This window comes from Kitasatospora sp. NPDC089509, from assembly GCF_044749365.1.
GTDB lineage: Bacteria > Actinomycetota > Actinomycetes > Streptomycetales > Streptomycetaceae > Kitasatospora.
Map to the genome: position 1 here is coordinate 181,671 of NZ_JBIVHS010000007.1, position 15,746 is coordinate 197,416.

Annotated in this window: 15 protein-coding genes; 6 read left to right on the forward strand and 9 right to left on the reverse strand. The window is 73.2% G+C overall.

Going from position 1 to position 15,746, the window contains the following annotated elements:
* The first annotated feature begins 112 nt into the window (after positions 1 to 112).
* Both ACIP4P_RS17530 and ACIP4P_RS17535 read left to right on the forward strand, forming a co-directional pair.
* Positions 113 to 658, forward strand: a complete 546-nt coding sequence (locus ACIP4P_RS17530; protein ID WP_400919275.1) for a hypothetical protein — start codon at positions 113 to 115, stop codon at positions 656 to 658.
* Between the two features lie 543 nt (positions 659 to 1,201).
* Complete coding sequence (locus ACIP4P_RS17535) at positions 1,202 to 3,256, forward strand: glycosyl hydrolase family 18 protein (protein WP_400919278.1); 2,055 nt, start codon at positions 1,202 to 1,204, stop codon at positions 3,254 to 3,256.
* 142 nt (positions 3,257 to 3,398) lie between these two features.
* On the opposite strand, the gene ACIP4P_RS17540 is transcribed toward ACIP4P_RS17535, so the two are convergent.
* The 6 genes from ACIP4P_RS17540 to ACIP4P_RS17565 all read right to left on the reverse strand — a co-directional run bounded on the left by ACIP4P_RS17540 (position 3,399) and on the right by ACIP4P_RS17565 (position 9,427).
* Positions 3,399 to 4,667, reverse strand: a complete 1,269-nt coding sequence (locus ACIP4P_RS17540) for a multidrug effflux MFS transporter (protein ID WP_400919281.1) — start codon at positions 4,665 to 4,667, stop codon at positions 3,399 to 3,401.
* A gap of 292 nt (positions 4,668 to 4,959) precedes the next feature.
* On the reverse strand, positions 4,960 to 5,442 hold the full coding sequence (locus ACIP4P_RS17545) for a hypothetical protein (protein WP_400919284.1): 483 nt from the start codon (positions 5,440 to 5,442) through the stop codon (positions 4,960 to 4,962).
* Positions 5,443 to 5,918: 476 nt separating this feature from the next.
* Complete coding sequence (locus tag ACIP4P_RS17550; protein ID WP_400919286.1) at positions 5,919 to 6,797, reverse strand: alkaline phosphatase family protein; 879 nt, start codon at positions 6,795 to 6,797, stop codon at positions 5,919 to 5,921.
* A gap of 181 nt (positions 6,798 to 6,978) precedes the next feature.
* A complete protein-coding gene (locus ACIP4P_RS17555) occupies positions 6,979 to 7,785 on the reverse strand; it encodes an ATP-grasp domain-containing protein (protein ID WP_400919289.1) in 807 nt (268 codons plus the stop codon).
* A complete protein-coding gene (locus ACIP4P_RS17560; RefSeq protein ID WP_400919292.1) occupies positions 7,782 to 8,165 on the reverse strand; it encodes an ADP-ribosylation/crystallin J1 in 384 nt (127 codons plus the stop codon). The genes ACIP4P_RS17555 and ACIP4P_RS17560 overlap by 4 nt, the downstream gene beginning before the upstream one ends.
* Before the next feature lie 74 nt (positions 8,166 to 8,239).
* Positions 8,240 to 9,427 carry an acyl-CoA dehydrogenase family protein gene (locus tag ACIP4P_RS17565; RefSeq protein WP_400919295.1) on the reverse strand — a complete coding sequence of 396 codons (1,188 nt, stop codon included), beginning with the start codon at positions 9,425 to 9,427 and terminating at the stop codon, positions 8,240 to 8,242.
* Between the two features lie 89 nt (positions 9,428 to 9,516).
* Between ACIP4P_RS17565 and ACIP4P_RS17570 the strand changes: the two genes are divergently transcribed.
* Both ACIP4P_RS17570 and ACIP4P_RS17575 read left to right on the forward strand, forming a co-directional pair.
* Positions 9,517 to 10,056 (forward strand): GNAT family N-acetyltransferase, encoded by a 540-nt coding sequence (locus ACIP4P_RS17570; protein ID WP_400919298.1) that lies wholly within the window; start codon positions 9,517 to 9,519, stop codon positions 10,054 to 10,056.
* A 74-nt stretch (positions 10,057 to 10,130) separates the two neighbouring features.
* Entirely contained in the window at positions 10,131 to 10,466 is a 336-nt protein-coding gene (locus ACIP4P_RS17575) for a hypothetical protein (RefSeq protein ID WP_400919301.1), read from the forward strand.
* Positions 10,467 to 10,636: 170 nt separating this feature from the next.
* On the opposite strand, the gene ACIP4P_RS17580 is transcribed toward ACIP4P_RS17575, so the two are convergent.
* Positions 10,637 to 10,945 carry an AzlD domain-containing protein gene (locus tag ACIP4P_RS17580; RefSeq protein ID WP_400919791.1) on the reverse strand — a complete coding sequence of 103 codons (309 nt, stop codon included), beginning with the start codon at positions 10,943 to 10,945 and terminating at the stop codon, positions 10,637 to 10,639.
* Positions 10,945 to 11,685 carry an AzlC family ABC transporter permease gene (locus tag ACIP4P_RS17585; RefSeq protein WP_400919304.1) on the reverse strand — a complete coding sequence of 247 codons (741 nt, stop codon included), beginning with the start codon at positions 11,683 to 11,685 and terminating at the stop codon, positions 10,945 to 10,947. Before ACIP4P_RS17585 ends, ACIP4P_RS17580 begins: the two co-directional genes overlap by 1 nt.
* A gap of 172 nt (positions 11,686 to 11,857) precedes the next feature.
* Between ACIP4P_RS17585 and ACIP4P_RS17590 the strand changes: the two genes are divergently transcribed.
* Entirely contained in the window at positions 11,858 to 12,448 is a 591-nt protein-coding gene (locus tag ACIP4P_RS17590; RefSeq protein WP_400919793.1) for a helix-turn-helix domain-containing protein, read from the forward strand.
* Between the two features lie 166 nt (positions 12,449 to 12,614).
* On the opposite strand, the gene ACIP4P_RS17595 is transcribed toward ACIP4P_RS17590, so the two are convergent.
* A complete protein-coding gene (locus tag ACIP4P_RS17595; protein WP_400919307.1) occupies positions 12,615 to 14,459 on the reverse strand; it encodes a cholesterol oxidase substrate-binding domain-containing protein in 1,845 nt (614 codons plus the stop codon).
* 331 nt (positions 14,460 to 14,790) lie between these two features.
* Between ACIP4P_RS17595 and ACIP4P_RS17600 the strand changes: the two genes are divergently transcribed.
* Entirely contained in the window at positions 14,791 to 15,612 is an 822-nt protein-coding gene (locus tag ACIP4P_RS17600) for a carbon-nitrogen hydrolase family protein (protein ID WP_400919310.1), read from the forward strand.
* Positions 15,613 to 15,746: the final 134 nt, after the last annotated feature.

The following is a 15,746-nucleotide window of genomic DNA, read 5'->3' on the forward strand; positions in this document are numbered from 1 at the left end:
GGACGGCGGCACGGGGGGTCTTCCCCGGGGCCGCCGTTCGGCGTGCCGGGGCCGGTTCGTCGGCCGGACGGGACCTTCCCTTCGGCGCCGCGAACATGACAGTGTGACGCCCATGCGTACTCGTCTCCTCGCCGCCTCCCTCACGGCACTCGCCGCGGTGAGCCTCGCTGCCTGCTCCAGCTCGGGTTCCACCTCGGCCTCCGGCTCGAACAAGGCCACCGTCGCCGTTGCCACCCCGTCCAGCGCCACCACCGCCTCGGGCTCCGACGCGCCGGCGCCGCCCGCACCGCCGGCCTCCGTACCCGCCACGCCCGACGCACCCGGCACGCCCGAAGCGCCCGGCTCGGCCCCGGCCAAGCCCACGCCGCCCACCGACGCCGGACTGCCCGCCAAGCCGGACGCCGACCTCACCGGCAAGACGGTCGCCGCGCTGAACGCGATCGACCCGGCGATCGTCGGCGGCAAGCCCGACCAGGTGGTGGACCAGGCCCGCAAGCAGTGCCAGGCGATGTACCAGTTCCCCAAGGACAAGGACAAGTTGGCCGAGCTGGCCAAGCAGAACTTCACCTCGTCCGAGCACCCCCAGAGCCTCGACCCGGACACCGTGGCGAAGATCGACGACGCGCTGCGCGCCACCCTCTGCCCGCCGCCGCACTGACGGCCGTTCCGTCCCGTCCCCGGAACCGCCCCGCCCCCAGAACCGCCCGGTGTCCTGAGCTCCGGGCAGCCGTGGCCGCGCCCCGCCCGCCGGGTGCGCGGCCATCGGCGTCCCCGGCCCGGTAGCGGCCAGGGCCGTCCGCTGACGAACTGTTAGGCGTCTTGACAGACCAGTGGTCTAGTCCAAACATAAGCATGTCGATCCGACCGGGATGCACTGTGGGGGTGTGACCACCGGCGGCTGAGGCACTGCCCTGCCCTGTCCCGCTCCACCCCCGCTCCGTTCGGCGTGCGCACGTTCGCACCGTCACCCGCCTCCACGCGGGAGTCGGTGGGTTCCGCACGCCCCTGTGTCCGCACCGAACGTGTCCGCACGGAACGCGTCGGCACCGAAGGTGCTCCCGCCGAACGTGTCCGCACGGAAGGCGTCCGCACCGCACACTCCGGACCGGGTGCCCACGCGGCCGACCCCACACGGCCCTCGGCGCCCCGGCCCTGCTCCTCCCCAACGTCCTGCCCCACCACGTCTGTTGGAGAAGAATCCATGCGTCTTCGCAGAACCGTCCAGGCCGCTTTGACGGCCTGCGCCACGCTGGCCGCCTCGGCCGGACTGGTCGCCGCCGGGACGGGCTCCGCCCAGGCCGCCACCCCGCTCCCCAGCCGGGTCTTCGCGCCCTACTTCGAGTCCTGGACCGGCCAGAGCCCCGCCACCCTGGCCGCGCAGTCCGGCGCCAAGTACCTGACGATGGCCTTCCTCCAGGCCGCCACCAAGGGGTCCTGCACCCCGTACTGGAACGGCGACACCTCGAAGCCGGTCTCCTCCTCGACCTTCGGCTCCGACATCACCACCATCCGCGCCAACGGCGGGGACGTGATCCCCTCCTTCGGCGGCTACACCGCCGACAACACCGGCACCGAACTGGCCGACAGCTGCACCGACGTCAACCAGATCGCGGCCGCCTACGAGAACCTGATCACCACCTACGACATCAGCCGGATCGACCTCGACATCGAGGACAACTCGCTGACCAACACGGCCGGCATCGACCGCCGCAACAAGGCGATCAAGGTCGTGCAGGACTGGGCGGCCGGCAACGGGCGCAACGTCCAGTTCTCCTACACCCTGCCGACGACCACCAGCGGGCTGGCCGACAGCGGCCTCGCGGTGCTGCGGAACGCGGTCAGCAACAACGCGCGGGTCGACGTCGTCAACATGATGACCTTCGACTACTACGACGGCGCCACCCACGACATGGCGGCCGACACCCAGACCTCGGCGCAGGGCCTGTACAACCAGCTCGCCGGGCTCTACCCGGGCAAGTCCCCGGCGCAGCTGTGGGGTTCGATCGGGATCATCGAGATGCCCGGCATCGACGACTACGGCGCGGCCGAGACCTTCACCGTCGCCAACGCCACCACCGTCTACAACTGGGCGGTGTCGAAGGGCATCAGCACGCTGTCCTTCTGGGCGCTCCAGCGCGACAACGGCGGCTGCGTGGGCAAGGGCGGGGACGACTCCTGCTCCGGCATCGCGCAGAACACCTGGGACTTCACCCACGTCTTCGCCCCGTTCACCAGCGGCTCGACGGTGACCAACGACTTCTCGGTCGCGGTGAACCCCAACTCGGCCACCGTGGCGGCCGGTTCGTCGACCTCGGCGGCCGTCGCCACGGCGGTCACGGCCGGCTCGGCGCAGAGCGTCAACCTCAGCGTCAGCGGCGCCCCGACCGGCGTCACCGCCACCGTCACCCCCGGCAGCGTCACCGCCGGCAACGGCGCCACCCTGAACATCAGCACCACCTCCTCGGTGGCGCCCGGGAGTTACCCGCTCACGGTCACCGGCAGCGCGGCCTCCGGCAGCCACACCGGGGTCTTCACCCTGAACGTCACGGGCAACCAGCCGGGCAATGACTTCTCGGTCGCGGTGAACCCGAACTCGGGCACCGTGGCGGCCGGTTCGTCCGCCTCGGCGGCCGTCGCCACGGCGGTCACGGCCGGCTCGGCCCAGAGCGTCAACCTCAGCGTCAGCGGCGCCCCGACCGGCGTCACCGCCACCGTCACCCCCGGCAGCGTCACCGCCGGCAACGGCGCCACCCTGAACATCACCACCAACGCGGCCGCCGCTGCGGGCACCTACCCGTTGACCGTGACCGCCACCGCGCCGTCCGGCACCCACACCGCGACCTACGCACTGACCGTCACCGGCTCCGCCCCGTCGACCGGCCTGGTCAACGGCGACCTGGAGACCGGCAACCTGGCCCCGTGGACCTGCCAGAGCGGCGGCGGCATCGTCACCACGCCGGTCCACTCCGGCTCGTACGCACTGCAGGCCGCGGCCTCCGCGAGCCAGACCGGCGACTGCACGCAGACCGTGACGCTGAAGCCCAACACCAGCTACACGCTGAGCGGTTGGGTGCAGGGCAACTACGCCTACCTGGGTGTCAGCGGCGGCGCCACCGCCAGCACCTGGACCAACTCCTCGGGCTGGACCAAGCTGTCCGTCCCCTTCACCACCGGCGCCTCCGGCACCGTCACGGTGTACCTGCACGGCTGGTACGGGCAGGGCAGCGTGTACGGGGACGACTTCTCGATCGCCTGACAGGCGACGGGTAGCAGGTAACAAGTGACAGGTAACAGGTAACAGAAGTCAGACAACAGATAACAGCTGACAGATTTCATCATCTGTCAGCTGTTATCTGTTTGCCGTCGCTTGTCAGCTGTCAGCTGTCAGCTGTCAGTCGTCAGCTGCCGGCCGCCGCCTCGCGCAGCCGCCCCGGCCGACACAGCGTCACGTACGCCGCCAGCGCCAGCAGCCCGCACCCCAGGACCACCACCGCCAACAGCGTGGCCGACGGCCGTCCGCCGAGGCTGCTCAGCGGTGCGACCACCGCGCCGCACAGGAAGTTTCCCGTCCCCAGCAGTGCCGAGGCGGTCCCCGCCTGCTGGGGCTCGACCAGGCTCAGCGCCTGCGCCGCCGTGTTCGGCAGCACCACCCCCAGGCTGCCCATCAGCACGAACAGCGGCGGACAGAACCCGGCCAGCCCGAAGTCCCACACCGTCGTCAGCAGCACCAGCGCCACTCCCGCCACGACCGCCGCCACGAGCCCGGCCAGCATCAGCGACCGCGCCGCGAAACGCGGCGCCAGCACCCGCCCGTTCAACTGGGTCATCACCACGATCGACAGCGAGTTCAGCCCGAACAGCAGGCTGTAGGTCTGCGGCGACACCTGGTACACGTGCTGGAGCACCGTCGACGACCCGCTGATGTACCCGAACAGCGAGCCGAAGGCCAGCGAACTGGTGAGCGCCAGCCCCAGGAACGGCAGGTGCCGCAGTAGCCGGCCCATCGTGCGCAGCGCCGTACCCACCCCGCCGCCGTTCCGGGCCTGCGGCGGCAGGCTCTCGCGCAGCGCCCCGAACGCGGCCAGCGCGAGCAGCAGTCCGAGCGCCGTGAGCGCCCCGAAGGTGCCGCGCCAGGAGGTGAACCGCATCAGCTGTGCCCCGATGATCGGCGCGAGGATCGGCGCCAGCCCGGATATCAGCGCGATCGAGGCGAGGAAGCGCAGCATCGCCACGCCCTGGAAGCGGTCCCGGGCGACGGCCCGACCGATGACCAGTCCCGCCGACCCGGCCACGCCCTGGACGAAGCGGGCCGCGATGAGCACCGTCAGGTTCGGCGCGACCACGCACACCACGCTGGAGAGGGTGTAGACGACCAGCCCGGCGAGCAGCGGCGGGCGGCGCCCGAAGCGGTCGCTGAGCGGCCCGAACAGCAGCTGCCCGGCCGCGACCCCGAACATCGAGAAGGTCAGGGTGAGCTGGACGGCGGCCGGCTCGGCCGCCAGGTCCTGGGCGATCGCCGGCAGGCCGGGGAGGTAGAGGTCGGTGGTGAGCGGGCCGAGCGCGGTGAGGCCGCCGAGAACGGCGATCGTGGCCCGGCCGGGGCCGGTCGGGCCGGCGGCCTCCGCAGCACCGGTCGCTGGGGAACCGGTCGCTGGGGCAGCAGTCACCGGGGCGGAGGCTTGGGCGGGGACGGGAGCGGTCGACGTGTCGTCGGTGGGACCGACGGTCGGGCCGGGCATGGCTCTCCTAACGGACGCGGTGACAGGTGTTCGTTCGCAATCCGTCCTATCGCAGCCCGGCAGGTGCCTGGACACCAGGGGTGCTCCCGGGACGGATCCGCCCACCGGCCGATCCACAGCACGCGCACGACGACGGCCCGCCCGCACCTTCCGGTGCCCGGCGGGCCGTTCGTTCCCTGGTCAGGACGGCTGATCCGGGATCAGCGCCCGGTCAGCACCCTCAGTGCTTGGCGACGTGCTCGGCCCGGAGGGCCGCCTGCATCGTCGCGCCGTCCTGCCACGCGTAGAGCTGGTTGCCGGTGAGCGTCACATTGTAGTGCCCACAGGTGCCGACGGCCTTGGCCGCGATGCCCTCCGGGAACCAGCCCGCCTTGAGCGAGACCGGCACCGGGTGCGGGCCCTTGCCCGGCAGCCCGGTGCTGCAGCCGACGGGCAGCCGACCCTCGGGCAGCGTCGCCCGCAGCAGTCGGTCGTCGCCCGTGGTGGACATCAGGTACTTGACCGAGGAGGCGTTGTCGGGCAGCCAGGTGGGCATCGAGCGGCGGTCGGCCTTGGCCTGGGTACCGCTCTCGTACGAGACCTGCTCCTGGTGGCGCCCGTCGTACCACTCGGACACCCGGGGGCCGATGGCCACGGCGCCCACGGCGACGGCCATGCCGGTGCCCGCGACTCCCAGCGCGACCTTGCTCACGATGCCCTTCATGCCTGGCTGCCCTCTCCGTGTCCGTTGCCGCTGTGCCCGGTGCGTCCGGGGCGTCCGGTGGATCCGATGCGTCCGGTCCGGACGGCACCGTCGCCGGGCCGTCCGTCACCCGTCCGGGCTGAGCACTCCGCCGGCCGGGTGTATCCATGGTGGCCCGGGCCGACCTGCCGGAGCGTCACCACGAGGTCGCGATCTTGCATCCAACCCACGGGGTACCGTCTCCACCTTCAGGCGTATGTCCGTGGGCCCGACCCCCGAGTACGGGCCGTTCCGACGCTCGGGCTGCCGGGCCCGATCCGGGTCCGGGTCCGGGTCCGGATGCATCCCGGGCCCCGATCGAGCCTGACTCACGCGGGACTCCACCGCAGCCCGGCCTGCTGCACCCGGGGCACCGGCCCGGACCCGGCCGCGGCCGGAACGGGCGGTGCGGGGTGGCACGCCCGTGGCCGCGTACGGGGTTCGGACGGCTGCGCGACTCAGACGGCGGCGGGGACCGGCCGGGCGACCGGGAAGGGGCGGCCGTCCAGGGTCCAGTGCGGGTCGATCGGGCGCAGCAGCGAGGCGTACACCTGGGCGGCGACGTCGGGGTGGCGGATCTCCCCGGTGGGCGGGCCGGCCGGGATGTCGTGCCCGGCGCAGGCGACCCAGGCGGTCCGCTCCTCGACCGTACGGCCGCCGTGGCCGCCGGCGTCGACGTGCCCGTGGTCGGTCACCACGATGACGGTCCACTGCTCCTCGGCGTACATGGCCCGGCCGCGGACGGCGTCGAGCAGGCGGCCGAGGCGCTCGTCCGCGGTCCGCATGGCGGCGCGGTACTCCTCGCCGCAGCCGAGGAAGTGGGCGGTCTCGTCCACCGCGCCGAGGTAGACGAAGGAGGCCTCGGGGTCGGCCGTGGCGAGGACGTGGACGGCCTCCCGGGTAACCTCCTCGTCGACGGTCTCCCAGGCCTCGGGGGTGTCCTCGGCCGGGGCGATGTAGGAGAGCCGGCCGGGGGCGCGGAACAGCGGGCCGCCGGCCTCGTTGATCATCAGCGGGTCCCAGCCGGCCGCGACGAAGGTGCGGCGGCGGTCGCCGCGGTTGAGGCGGGTGGCGAAGTCGGGGAAGACGTCCAGCCGGTTGCCGCCCAGGTGGTTGCCCCAGACACCGTGCTTGGCGGGCTCGACGCCGGTCACGATGGTGGCCCAGCACGGTCCGGACATGGTGGGCGTGGAGTCCGCGACGGTGACCGGCACCAGGAACCCGGCCTCGGCGACCTCCTGGAGGCGCGGCATCGGCACCTGCGCGAGGTAGTCGTGGCGGACTCCGTCGATCCCGACCACGAGGACGCGGGGGCGGGGCCACTGGGCTGCGGACATGGTGGAGCTTCCTTTCGGTCGTGCACACCCGGCCGCGCCCGCCGAGGGCGCCGCCGACCGCGCCATGCTTCACGGCCCGCCGGACCGCGCGGCGTCGGGACGCCGAACGGCGGGTGTCCGTGAGGTGTCGGGCAGCCGACCCTACGCGGGCGGCGGCCGGGCACCCGCAGGGCGGCCGTCGTCAGCCGGGCGGCCGGACGAAGCGCCGGACGAAGCGGCGGTCGGACCCGGCCAGGTCGGCGACCGGCCCGGCCGCGCGCAGCACGACGTCCAGCACCCGGTCCGGGTCGGCGGCGTAGCAGTGGGCGAACCAGGGCAGGTTGGCCTCGACCACGGCCCAGTGCTCGACCGGGTCGTACGGGTCCGAGATCGGGCCGACGTCCAGGGCGACGGCGCTGGGCAGGGTCTCCCCGACCGCATCCAGGAGTCGGCGGGCGAAGGCGGTGGCCCCGTCGGTGAGCGGCCCCGGATCGAGCCGGCCGAAACGGGCGTAGCGGCTGCCGGTGAGCACCTCGCCGTCGCGCACGAACAGCCGGTACTCGGTGCTGAAGGTCACCGGCTCGCTCACCAGGACCGGGGTGTCCGGGCCGATCCGCTCGCCGGTGCGGGGCAGCCGGGAGCCGTCCGGGTAGACCGCGGGCGGCACGGACTTGTCGGCGGGCGGCTTGACGAAGGCCGGACGGCGCAGCGTCCAGGCCTCGGCGAGGGTGGTCAGTTCGATCCGGCGACGGGTGAACTCCTCGGGGAGGCGGGCCAGCCAGTCGTCCTCGGGTTCGAGCAGGGCCAGCCCGAGCGGCGCCGCGATCCGGGCGGCGACGAGCGGCCCGCCGTACCAGTGGACGGGGCGCCCGGCGAACCGCTCGACCGGATCCGGGCCGTCCAGGACGGCGGTGGCCAGGCACCGACGGGCAGCGGCGGCGGTGAGCAGGGCGGTGGTGCTGGTCGCCTGGGCGGAGGTGAGCAGGACGGGCGCGGGGCGGGCCGTCACGGCTGCGGCCGGAACTCGTGGACGACCTCGATGCGGCCGACGATGTGCCGGTTGAACTCGGCCAACTCCTCAGCGGGGACCCACAGTTCCAGGATCGTCCGGCCACCCGCCTGCTGCACCGGGTAGCGGGCGAGGAAGTCCGTCCCGACCTCGAAGCGGGTGACGTAGCCGACGCCGGAGGCGGGCACGTTCCAGTCCCGGGCGATCCGGATCGCGTAGTCCTCGTTCAGGACGGGGTAGAAGATCGGCTGCTCCGGCAGTCGGGGCGGCCAGGCGCGCCAGTCGGCGGCCTCGACCAGGGCCAACTCCTGCGGGCCGGTGGGGCGCCAGAGGGTGGTGGTCGAGGGACTGCGAACGGACTGGACGGACTGACTGGTCATGGCGGGGACGGTAGCCGGGCCGGGACGGGCCCGGCCACCGATTTCGCGGGCCGGGAGGGAGCCGGAGCCCCCCGTCAGCGGTAGGCTGACTCGCCGGTGATGGCCTCGCCGAGGACCAGGGTGTGGATCTCACTGGTGCCCTCGTAGGTCAGCACCGACTCCAGGTTGTTGGCGTGCCGCAGCACCGGGTACTCGGTGGTGATGCCGTTGGCGCCCAGCACGGTCCGGGCACTGCGGGCGATCTCCAGCGCGGTGCGGACGTTGTTGAGCTTGCCGAAACTGATGTGCGGCGGGCGGGCCGCGCCCTCCTCCTTGAGTCGGCCGATCCGCAGGGCCACCAGGTAGGCCTTCTCGACCTCCAGCATCATCTCGACCAACTTCTGCTGGGTGAGCTGGAATCCGGCGATCGGGCGGTCGAACTGGATCCGGCTCTTCGCGTAGTCGAGGGCGGCGGTGTAGCAGTCGCGGGCGGCTCCGACGGTGCCCCAGAGGATGCCGTAGCGCGCCTCGTTGAGGGAGGAGAGCGGCCCGCGCAGGCCGGTCACGCCGGGCAGTACGGCGTCGGCCGGCAGCACCACCTCGTCGAAGGCCAACTCGCTGGTGACGGAGGCCCGCAGGGAGAGCTTGCCGTGCACGTCGGTCGCGGTCAGGCCGCGGGTGCCGCGCTCGACCAGGAAGCCGCGCACGCCCTCCTCGGTCTGCGCCCACACCACGGCGACGTCCGAGATGCTGCCGTTGGTGATCCACATCTTGCTGCCGGACAGCACCCAGTCACCGCCCTCACCGCCCTTCCGCACGGCGCGGGTGCGCATGTTCGCCGGGTCCGAGCCGAAGTCGGGCTCGGTCAGGCCGAAGCAGCCGATCAGCTCACCGGCCGCCATGCCGGGCAGCCAACGCTGCTTCTGCTCCTCGGAGCCGAAGGCGTGGATCGAGCGCATCGCCAGCGAGCCCTGGACCGAGACGAAGCTGCGCAGCCCGGAGTCGGCCGCCTCCAGCTCCATGCAGGCGACCCCGTACGCCACCGCGTCGGCGCCCGCGCAGCCGTAACCGTCGAGGTGCATGCCGAGCACGCCGAGGGCACCGAGTTCGGGGGCGAGTTCACGGACCGGGAAGACCCCGCGCTCGAACCAGTCGCCGATGTGCGGGCGGATCCGCTCCTCGGTGAACCGGCGGACGGTGTCGCGGATCAGCCGCTCCTCGTCGGAGAGCAGATCGCCGACCGCGAGCAGGTCGGACGGATCGATCCGGGTCGGCTTCGACATGGAGGCTCCTTGTAGTCTCGGCGGGACACCGGCGAGTATTCCGCAACCCGCCCGGCCTCGGGCCGACGGGAGCGAGTGAGGAAGACGACATGTCCAGCGCGATGTACGTGGTCGAGCAGGTGACGGCCGAGGAGTTGGACGGCTCGGTCGAGGACTTCGCCGGACTGCTGTCGGAGACCGTCAACGGTGGCGCCTCGATCGGGTTCCTCGCCCCGCTGGAGCCGGGCGAGTCCACGGCGTGGTGGCGGGCGCTCGTGCCCGAGGTCGCGGCCGGACGGCTGGTGCTGTGGACCGCCCGGGCGGCGGCCGACGGGCGGCTCGCCGGGACGGTGCAGCTGCGACCGGCGACGACGGCCAACGGCCGGCACCGCGGCGAGGTGGCCAAGCTGATGGTGCACCCGGCGGACCGCGGACACCGGCTGGCCGGGCGGCTGTTGGCGGCGCTGGAGGAGCGGGCGGCGGAGTCGGGGATCCGGCTGCTGGTGCTGGACACCGAGACGGACAGCCCGGCCGAGCGGATGTACCAGGCGGCCGGGTGGAGCAGGGTCGGCTCGGTGCCGGACTACGCGACCGACCCGCACGGCCGGGCGCACCCGACCACGATCTTCTTCAAGTCGCTGGTGCGTTGACGGGACGGCTGGGACCGTCGGGTGCGGCCCGGACGGGACACGGCGAACGGGAAACGGGGAACGGGAGGCGGAGCATGGCGCGTTGGGCGCTGGTCGTCGAGGAGACGGTGGGCATCGGGCGGGACCGGACCTGGGGCAGCAAGGTGCTCGGCGAGGTCGAGGGCACCCGGGAGGAGGCGGTCGAGGAGCTGCGGCGGATCGTGCCGACGTACACCCCGGAGCACCCGATGGGCAGCCGGCGGCAGACGCTGCTGCGGGACGGCGACAGCTTCCTGCTGATCTCGCAGGGGAGCATGCGCGACTACCACTGCGTGTTCAAGGTGTGGGAGATGCTGTGGGACAGCAAGCGGCCGGAGGTGCAGGCGGAGCGGTTGACGGCCGAGGAGAGCGGGCCGGCTGGTGACGGCTGACGGCTGACGGCTGACAACGTTCAGCGAACAGATAACAGCTGTCGACATCTGTTATCTGTTCGCTGAACGTTGTTCGCTGTTTGTTGTTCGCTGTTTGTTGTTCGCTGTTCGCCGCCCGCCGTTCGCCGCCCCCTGCTCACCGCCCGCCTCCCGCGGTCAGCCGCCCACCCTCACCCGACTCCGCACAGCCGCAGCACCGCCGCCGTTGCCGCGCCGGCCACGACCACCACCGGGAACGGTGCACGGCGCCAGGCGAGCACGCCCGCGACCAGCACACCCGCCGGACGGGCCCACCCGGCGAAACCGTGCCCCTGGGTCAGCGCACCGGTCGCCACCAGTGCGACCAGCAGCACCGCCGCCGCGACGGCCAGCAGGTGCCGCAGCCGCTCCGAGAGCACGAGCCGGTGCCCGAGCAGCGGGCCGACCACCCGATAGGCGTACGTCCCGGCGGCCAGCAGCAGGACGGCGTAGAGCGGCATCATCGGACGTCCTCCTTCACGGCCGCTGCGGCGAGCTCCGGCTCCCCCGGTGCGGCCTCCGCGTCGGCCCGCACCCCCGGCCGCCCGGCGAACAGCAGCCCAACCAGGGCGAGCAGCACCGGCAGCCCGGCCGGCACGAACGGCGTGGCCGCGACGGCCACCACCGCACCCACCACCGCCGCCGTACGGGTCCCGCGGTCCGCGAGCGACGGCAGGACCAGCGCCAGCAGGACGGCGGGGAAGGCCGCGTCCAGGCCGAGCGCATCGGTATTCCCGATCAGCCCGCCCGCGAGACCCCCGAGCAGCACCGCCATGTTCCACACCACGAACAGCGAGATCCCGCAGACCCAGAACGCCGCCCGGCGCCGCCGCGGTTCGTGCTGCCGCAGCACGAAGGCCGCGCTCTCGTCGGTGAGCAGCTGCGCCCCGAACAGCCTTTTCCACCAGGGGCCTTGGAGCACGTCGGCGACGGCGAAGCCGAACGGCAGCAGGCGGGCGTTGAGCACCAGTCCGGTGGCGACGGCCGCGAGCGCGCCGCCGCCGGACAGCACCACACCGACGGCCGCGAACTGCGAGCCGCCGGCGAAGACCAGGACGGAGAGGGCCGTCGGCACCCAGAGCGGCAGACCGCCGGAGACGCTGATCGCGCCGAAGGAGGCGCCGACCAGCGCGTCGGCGAGGGAGACCAGGGCGATGTCGCGAAGGGTGGCATGTTCGAGTGTTCGGAGTAGCGAACGCATGTCCATCAGAGTGAACCCGGCACCCGGGGTTCGTCAAGGCGAACAGGAAGACCGGTATACCGAACACCACCGACCGGCATCCGGACTCCCCCCGAGGCGGCCGTGGCAGCATGAACGGCACCACCAGCGGGAAGTCGACCGAAGGAGCCTGGAGAAAACGTGAGTGGCGAGCATGAGTGACGGGACTCCTCGGACCGAGGGCGCGAACGGCACCGGCACGGAGCTGATCGGGCAGATCTCCGCGTCCATCCGGCGCGAACGCGAGCGCAGCGGACTGTCGATGACCGAGCTGGCCCGGCGCGCGGGCATCGCCAAGTCCACGCTCTCGCAGCTGGAGTCGGGCGCGGGCAACCCCAGTGTGGAGACGCTCTGGGCCCTCGGAGTCGCGCTGAACGTGCCCTTCAGCCGGCTGGTCGACCCACCGCGCCCGACCGTCAAGGTGCTTCGCGCCGGGGAGGGCCCGGTGACCCACTCCGAGCAGGCCGACTACGCGGCCACCGTGCTCGCCTCCTGCCCGCCGAACGCGCGGCGCGACATCTACCGGATCGAGGCCGAGCCCGGCGAGGCCAGGGCCTCGGACCCGCACATGCCCGGGACCGTCGAGCACGTCGTGATCGGCTCCGGCCGGGCTCTGGTCGGCCCGACCGAGGCCCCGGTGGAGCTCGGCCCGGGCGACTACATCACCTACCCGGCCGACGCCCCGCACGTGTTCCGGGCCCTCGCCCCCAAGACCCTCGCCCTGCTCGTAATGGAGTACATCTGACGCACCGCAGCCGCGACGGCCACCACGGCCACCACGGAGCGGCGACAGACAGCTGACGGCTGACAGATTTCATCATCTGTCAGCCGTCAGCTGTTATCTGTTATCCGTCGACTGTCAGCTGTCGCCTGTCAGTCGGCACCTGTTCGCCACCCCCGCCCAGCCCGGGCTACTTCAACAGCCCGTCCAGGAAGGGGTTCCCGAACACCCGGTGCGGGTCGTACCGGTCCAGGACGGCGACCGCCTCGTCCCAGCCCGGTCCGCCCCCGGCGCGCAGGCTGTCCGGGATGGCCCGGCCGATCAGGTCCTGGTCGGACCACGCCGCGGCGGTGGTGTAGGCCCAGCCCTTGGACCACTCGACCCGCATACCGGCCCGGGTGCCGTCGAAGGTGCGCAGCAGCCACTGCTCCAGGTCCCGGGCGAAGCGCTCCAGTCCGGGCGTGCCGGGGAAGGCGAGGACGTCGAGCCAGACCGCGGTGTCCCACTCCGGCCGGTCCGCCCGCGGCCGCAGCGCGGACAGCAGCGGGGGCCGGGCGCCGGGGACGCCGGAGTAGGACGGGTCGTCCAGGCCGGTGACCCGGATCTCCACCGCGCCGTTCACCGGGAACTCGCCCCGGGCCTGGTAGTCGGCGAGCAACTGCCGGTAGTAGGCGGCGAATTCGCTGACCACCCACTGCAGGTCGGCGCGCTTGGTGAGGATCGCGTAGCCGTTGGCGGTGACCCGCAACGTGGTGGGCCGGACGTACTGCAGCAGGGCGCGCGACGGGCCCCAGAGGTCGGAGCGCAGGCCGCCGGCCAGCAGGTGGGTGATCAGGTCGCCGGTGAGCAGATCGCGCAGCAGTCCGCCGGAGAGCAGGACGTCGGTGAGGTCACCGGTGAGGCCCAACTTGGCCACTAGGTACTGGAGTTGGCCGAACAGTGGGGCCGATCCCCAGGCGCCGGAGACGATTTGGCCGGCCAGCCGGGCGACCGGTTCCGGAATGTTGTCGGAGAAGGGGTAGTTGTAGGGCTGGTCGACGGCCTTGGAGGCGAGCGGCTTGGTCGGGGCGACGGTCCAGGTCTTGAGCCACGGGAACTCCGTGTAGGCGAACCAGATCGCCTCGACCCGGCCGTCCCGCTCGACGAAGTCGGCGAGGGTGCGCGGGCCACCGCCGCCACCCAGCAGTCCGCCGAGCAGTCCGCCACCGCCGGTGGCGGTCCCGGGGCGGGCGAACAGGTCGCTCGCCGGGATGTCCAGCCGGCTGACACAGCGCAGCGGGAGGTCGGCGCCCGCGCGCAGGACGACCTCGGTAAGGAAGGCGCGGCCCAGGTGCACCAGGAAGGCGGCGCTGTCGGCCTCGGCACGGTCGAAGGTGCGCAGGGTGTAGCGGCCGGTGGCCGGGTCGAGGACCACGGCCGTCAGCCGGACCACCTGGTTGCTGACCGAGCCGTAGCCGTGCCCGTCCGGGCGCAGTTCGCCGGCGGCGGGCGCGGCCGTGCCGTGGCCGCCGATCGCGAGCACGCCGCCGACGGTGAGGTCGCCCGGTGCCGGGCAGGCCGTCAGGCCGAGGCCCCGGTCGGCCAGGTGGGCGAGCAGCGCCTCCATGCTGGCGCCGGTCTGCACCCGGACGGTGCCGGGCGAGTCGGCGGTGATCGCGGTGAGGTGGCGGTTGGTGTCCACCAGCAGGACGCGGGCGCTGTCCGGCGTCCCGTTGGCGACGGTGAGCGGCGCCCAGGTGTGCCGGTAGCCGGTGGCGCGCAGCCGCCAGCCGTTGGCGTGCGCCCAGTCGGCGAGGGCCGGGACCTCCTCGGGGGTACGCGGGGCGCAGGTCCACAGCTGGTCGGTGCGGATCTCGCCGGACCAGTTCTGGAAGACCCGCTGGTAGAGCTCGGTGCCGGCGGGCAGGCCGGGCGGCGCGGGCGTGGCGGCCTCGGCGCTGTCCGGGCCGACGGTGCCGCGCAGCAGCCAGGCCGCGCCGCCGAGGGCCGCCGAGGCGCCCAGCAGTTGCCGCCTGGTCAGGCCGCGGCTTGTCATATCGTCGGTCACGGCGTCGGTCGCGTGATCGCCGTGGTGTGGTGTGGTCATCCGGTCCGCCCCCTGCGTCGGTTCCCCGGGCCGGTCGCGGCGCTCCGGGGCGGTCGGTGTTCCGCCCGACCCGGTCAGGAGCGTACGAAGTGCCGTACGACCGTTTGAAGCGATCCGGCCGGGATCTCACTCGTTCGAGTGATCATGGCGCGAACAGCCGATGACCGTCCAGCCCTGTCCCCGGTCCGGCCGGACCGGGGTTCCGGGAGTGTTGCCCGGCGCCTCGGCCGATGCATAGGTTGATCTTGCCCACCGCCCCCACCTGCCCGGAGGCCCCGCCATGCCGCCGTCCACGCCGGCGCCCACGCCCGCTTCCCCGTCCGTACTCGCGTCCGCGTCCGCGCCGTCGACGGTCGCCGTCGCCATCGCCCAGCCCGTCTGCGCCGCCCCCGGCCGTCCGGACACCGTGGCCGTCAACGTCGGACGGCACGCCGAGGCCGTCCGGGAGGCGGGGACCCGCCTGGTGGTGTTCCCCGAGCTGTCCCTGACCGGCTACGACCTGACCGCCCCCGCCGTCGACCCCGCGGACCCCCGGCTCGCCCCGCTGGTCGAGGCCTGCGCCGCCACCGGCGCCCTGGCACTGGTCGGCGCACCGGTCGCGGAGGCCGACGGGCGCGAGTCCGTCGCCACCCTGGCGGTCACCGGCGAGGGCGCCACCGTGGTCTACCGGAAGATGCGCCTGCACGGCGCCGAGTCCGACCGCTTCGCCCCGGGCGAGAAGCCCTTCGTGCTGGAACTGGACGGCCTGCGGCTCGGCCTGGCGGTCTGCGCCGACGCCGCCGATCCGACGCACGCCGCGGAGACCGCCGCGCTCGGCATCGACGCCTACGTCGCCTCCACCCTGTACGGCCCGGGCGAGGCCCAGGCCGAGCGGCTGGACGGCCACCTGCGGGAGCGGGCCACCGCGCACCGGGTCTGGGGCGTGCTGTCCACCAGCGCCGGGGCCAGCGGCGAGTTCGCGGAGACCTCGGGCCGCTCCGGCATCTGGGCACCGGACGGCACGGTGGTCGCCCAGCTCGGACCCGAACCGGGCACCCTGCTGCGCTTCGACCTGCCCCGACCGGCCCCCTCGGCGCGTCGGGGCGGGTCGGACACGCCCTGACGGCAGGCTCTCCGGCCGCGGGCGGAAATACCCGGGGCCCGCGCGAAGCTGTCGTGATCGGAAGAACCGTGACCGGGCCGAACGGGACCGCACGGGCCGGTGCCGGACCGATCGGTCCGGTACCCGGCTCGGGC

Bases quoted from the DNA above. Each gene is read 5' to 3' on its own strand.
- ACIP4P_RS17595 (WP_400919307.1), bottom strand. From the start codon at position 14,459: ATGACAAGCCGCGGCCTGACCAGGCGGCAACTGCTGGGCGCCTCGGCG.
- ACIP4P_RS17530 (WP_400919275.1), top strand. From the start codon at position 113: ATGCGTACTCGTCTCCTCGCCGCCTCCCTCACGGCACTCGCCGCGGTG.
- ACIP4P_RS17550 (WP_400919286.1), bottom strand. From the start codon at position 6,797: ATGTCCGCAGCCCAGTGGCCCCGCCCCCGCGTCCTCGTGGTCGGGATC.
- ACIP4P_RS17600 (WP_400919310.1), top strand. From the start codon at position 14,791: ATGCCGCCGTCCACGCCGGCGCCCACGCCCGCTTCCCCGTCCGTACTC.
- ACIP4P_RS17570 (WP_400919298.1), top strand. From the start codon at position 9,517: ATGTCCAGCGCGATGTACGTGGTCGAGCAGGTGACGGCCGAGGAGTTG.
- ACIP4P_RS17545 (WP_400919284.1), bottom strand. From the start codon at position 5,442: ATGAAGGGCATCGTGAGCAAGGTCGCGCTGGGAGTCGCGGGCACCGGC.
- ACIP4P_RS17590 (WP_400919793.1), top strand. From the start codon at position 11,858: ATGAGTGACGGGACTCCTCGGACCGAGGGCGCGAACGGCACCGGCACG.
- ACIP4P_RS17565 (WP_400919295.1), bottom strand. From the start codon at position 9,427: ATGTCGAAGCCGACCCGGATCGATCCGTCCGACCTGCTCGCGGTCGGC.
- ACIP4P_RS17580 (WP_400919791.1), bottom strand. From the start codon at position 10,945: ATGCCGCTCTACGCCGTCCTGCTGCTGGCCGCCGGGACGTACGCCTAT.
- ACIP4P_RS17575 (WP_400919301.1), top strand. From the start codon at position 10,131: ATGGCGCGTTGGGCGCTGGTCGTCGAGGAGACGGTGGGCATCGGGCGG.
- ACIP4P_RS17560 (WP_400919292.1), bottom strand. From the start codon at position 8,165: ATGACCAGTCAGTCCGTCCAGTCCGTTCGCAGTCCCTCGACCACCACC.
- ACIP4P_RS17585 (WP_400919304.1), bottom strand. From the start codon at position 11,685: ATGCGTTCGCTACTCCGAACACTCGAACATGCCACCCTTCGCGACATC.
- ACIP4P_RS17535 (WP_400919278.1), top strand. From the start codon at position 1,202: ATGCGTCTTCGCAGAACCGTCCAGGCCGCTTTGACGGCCTGCGCCACG.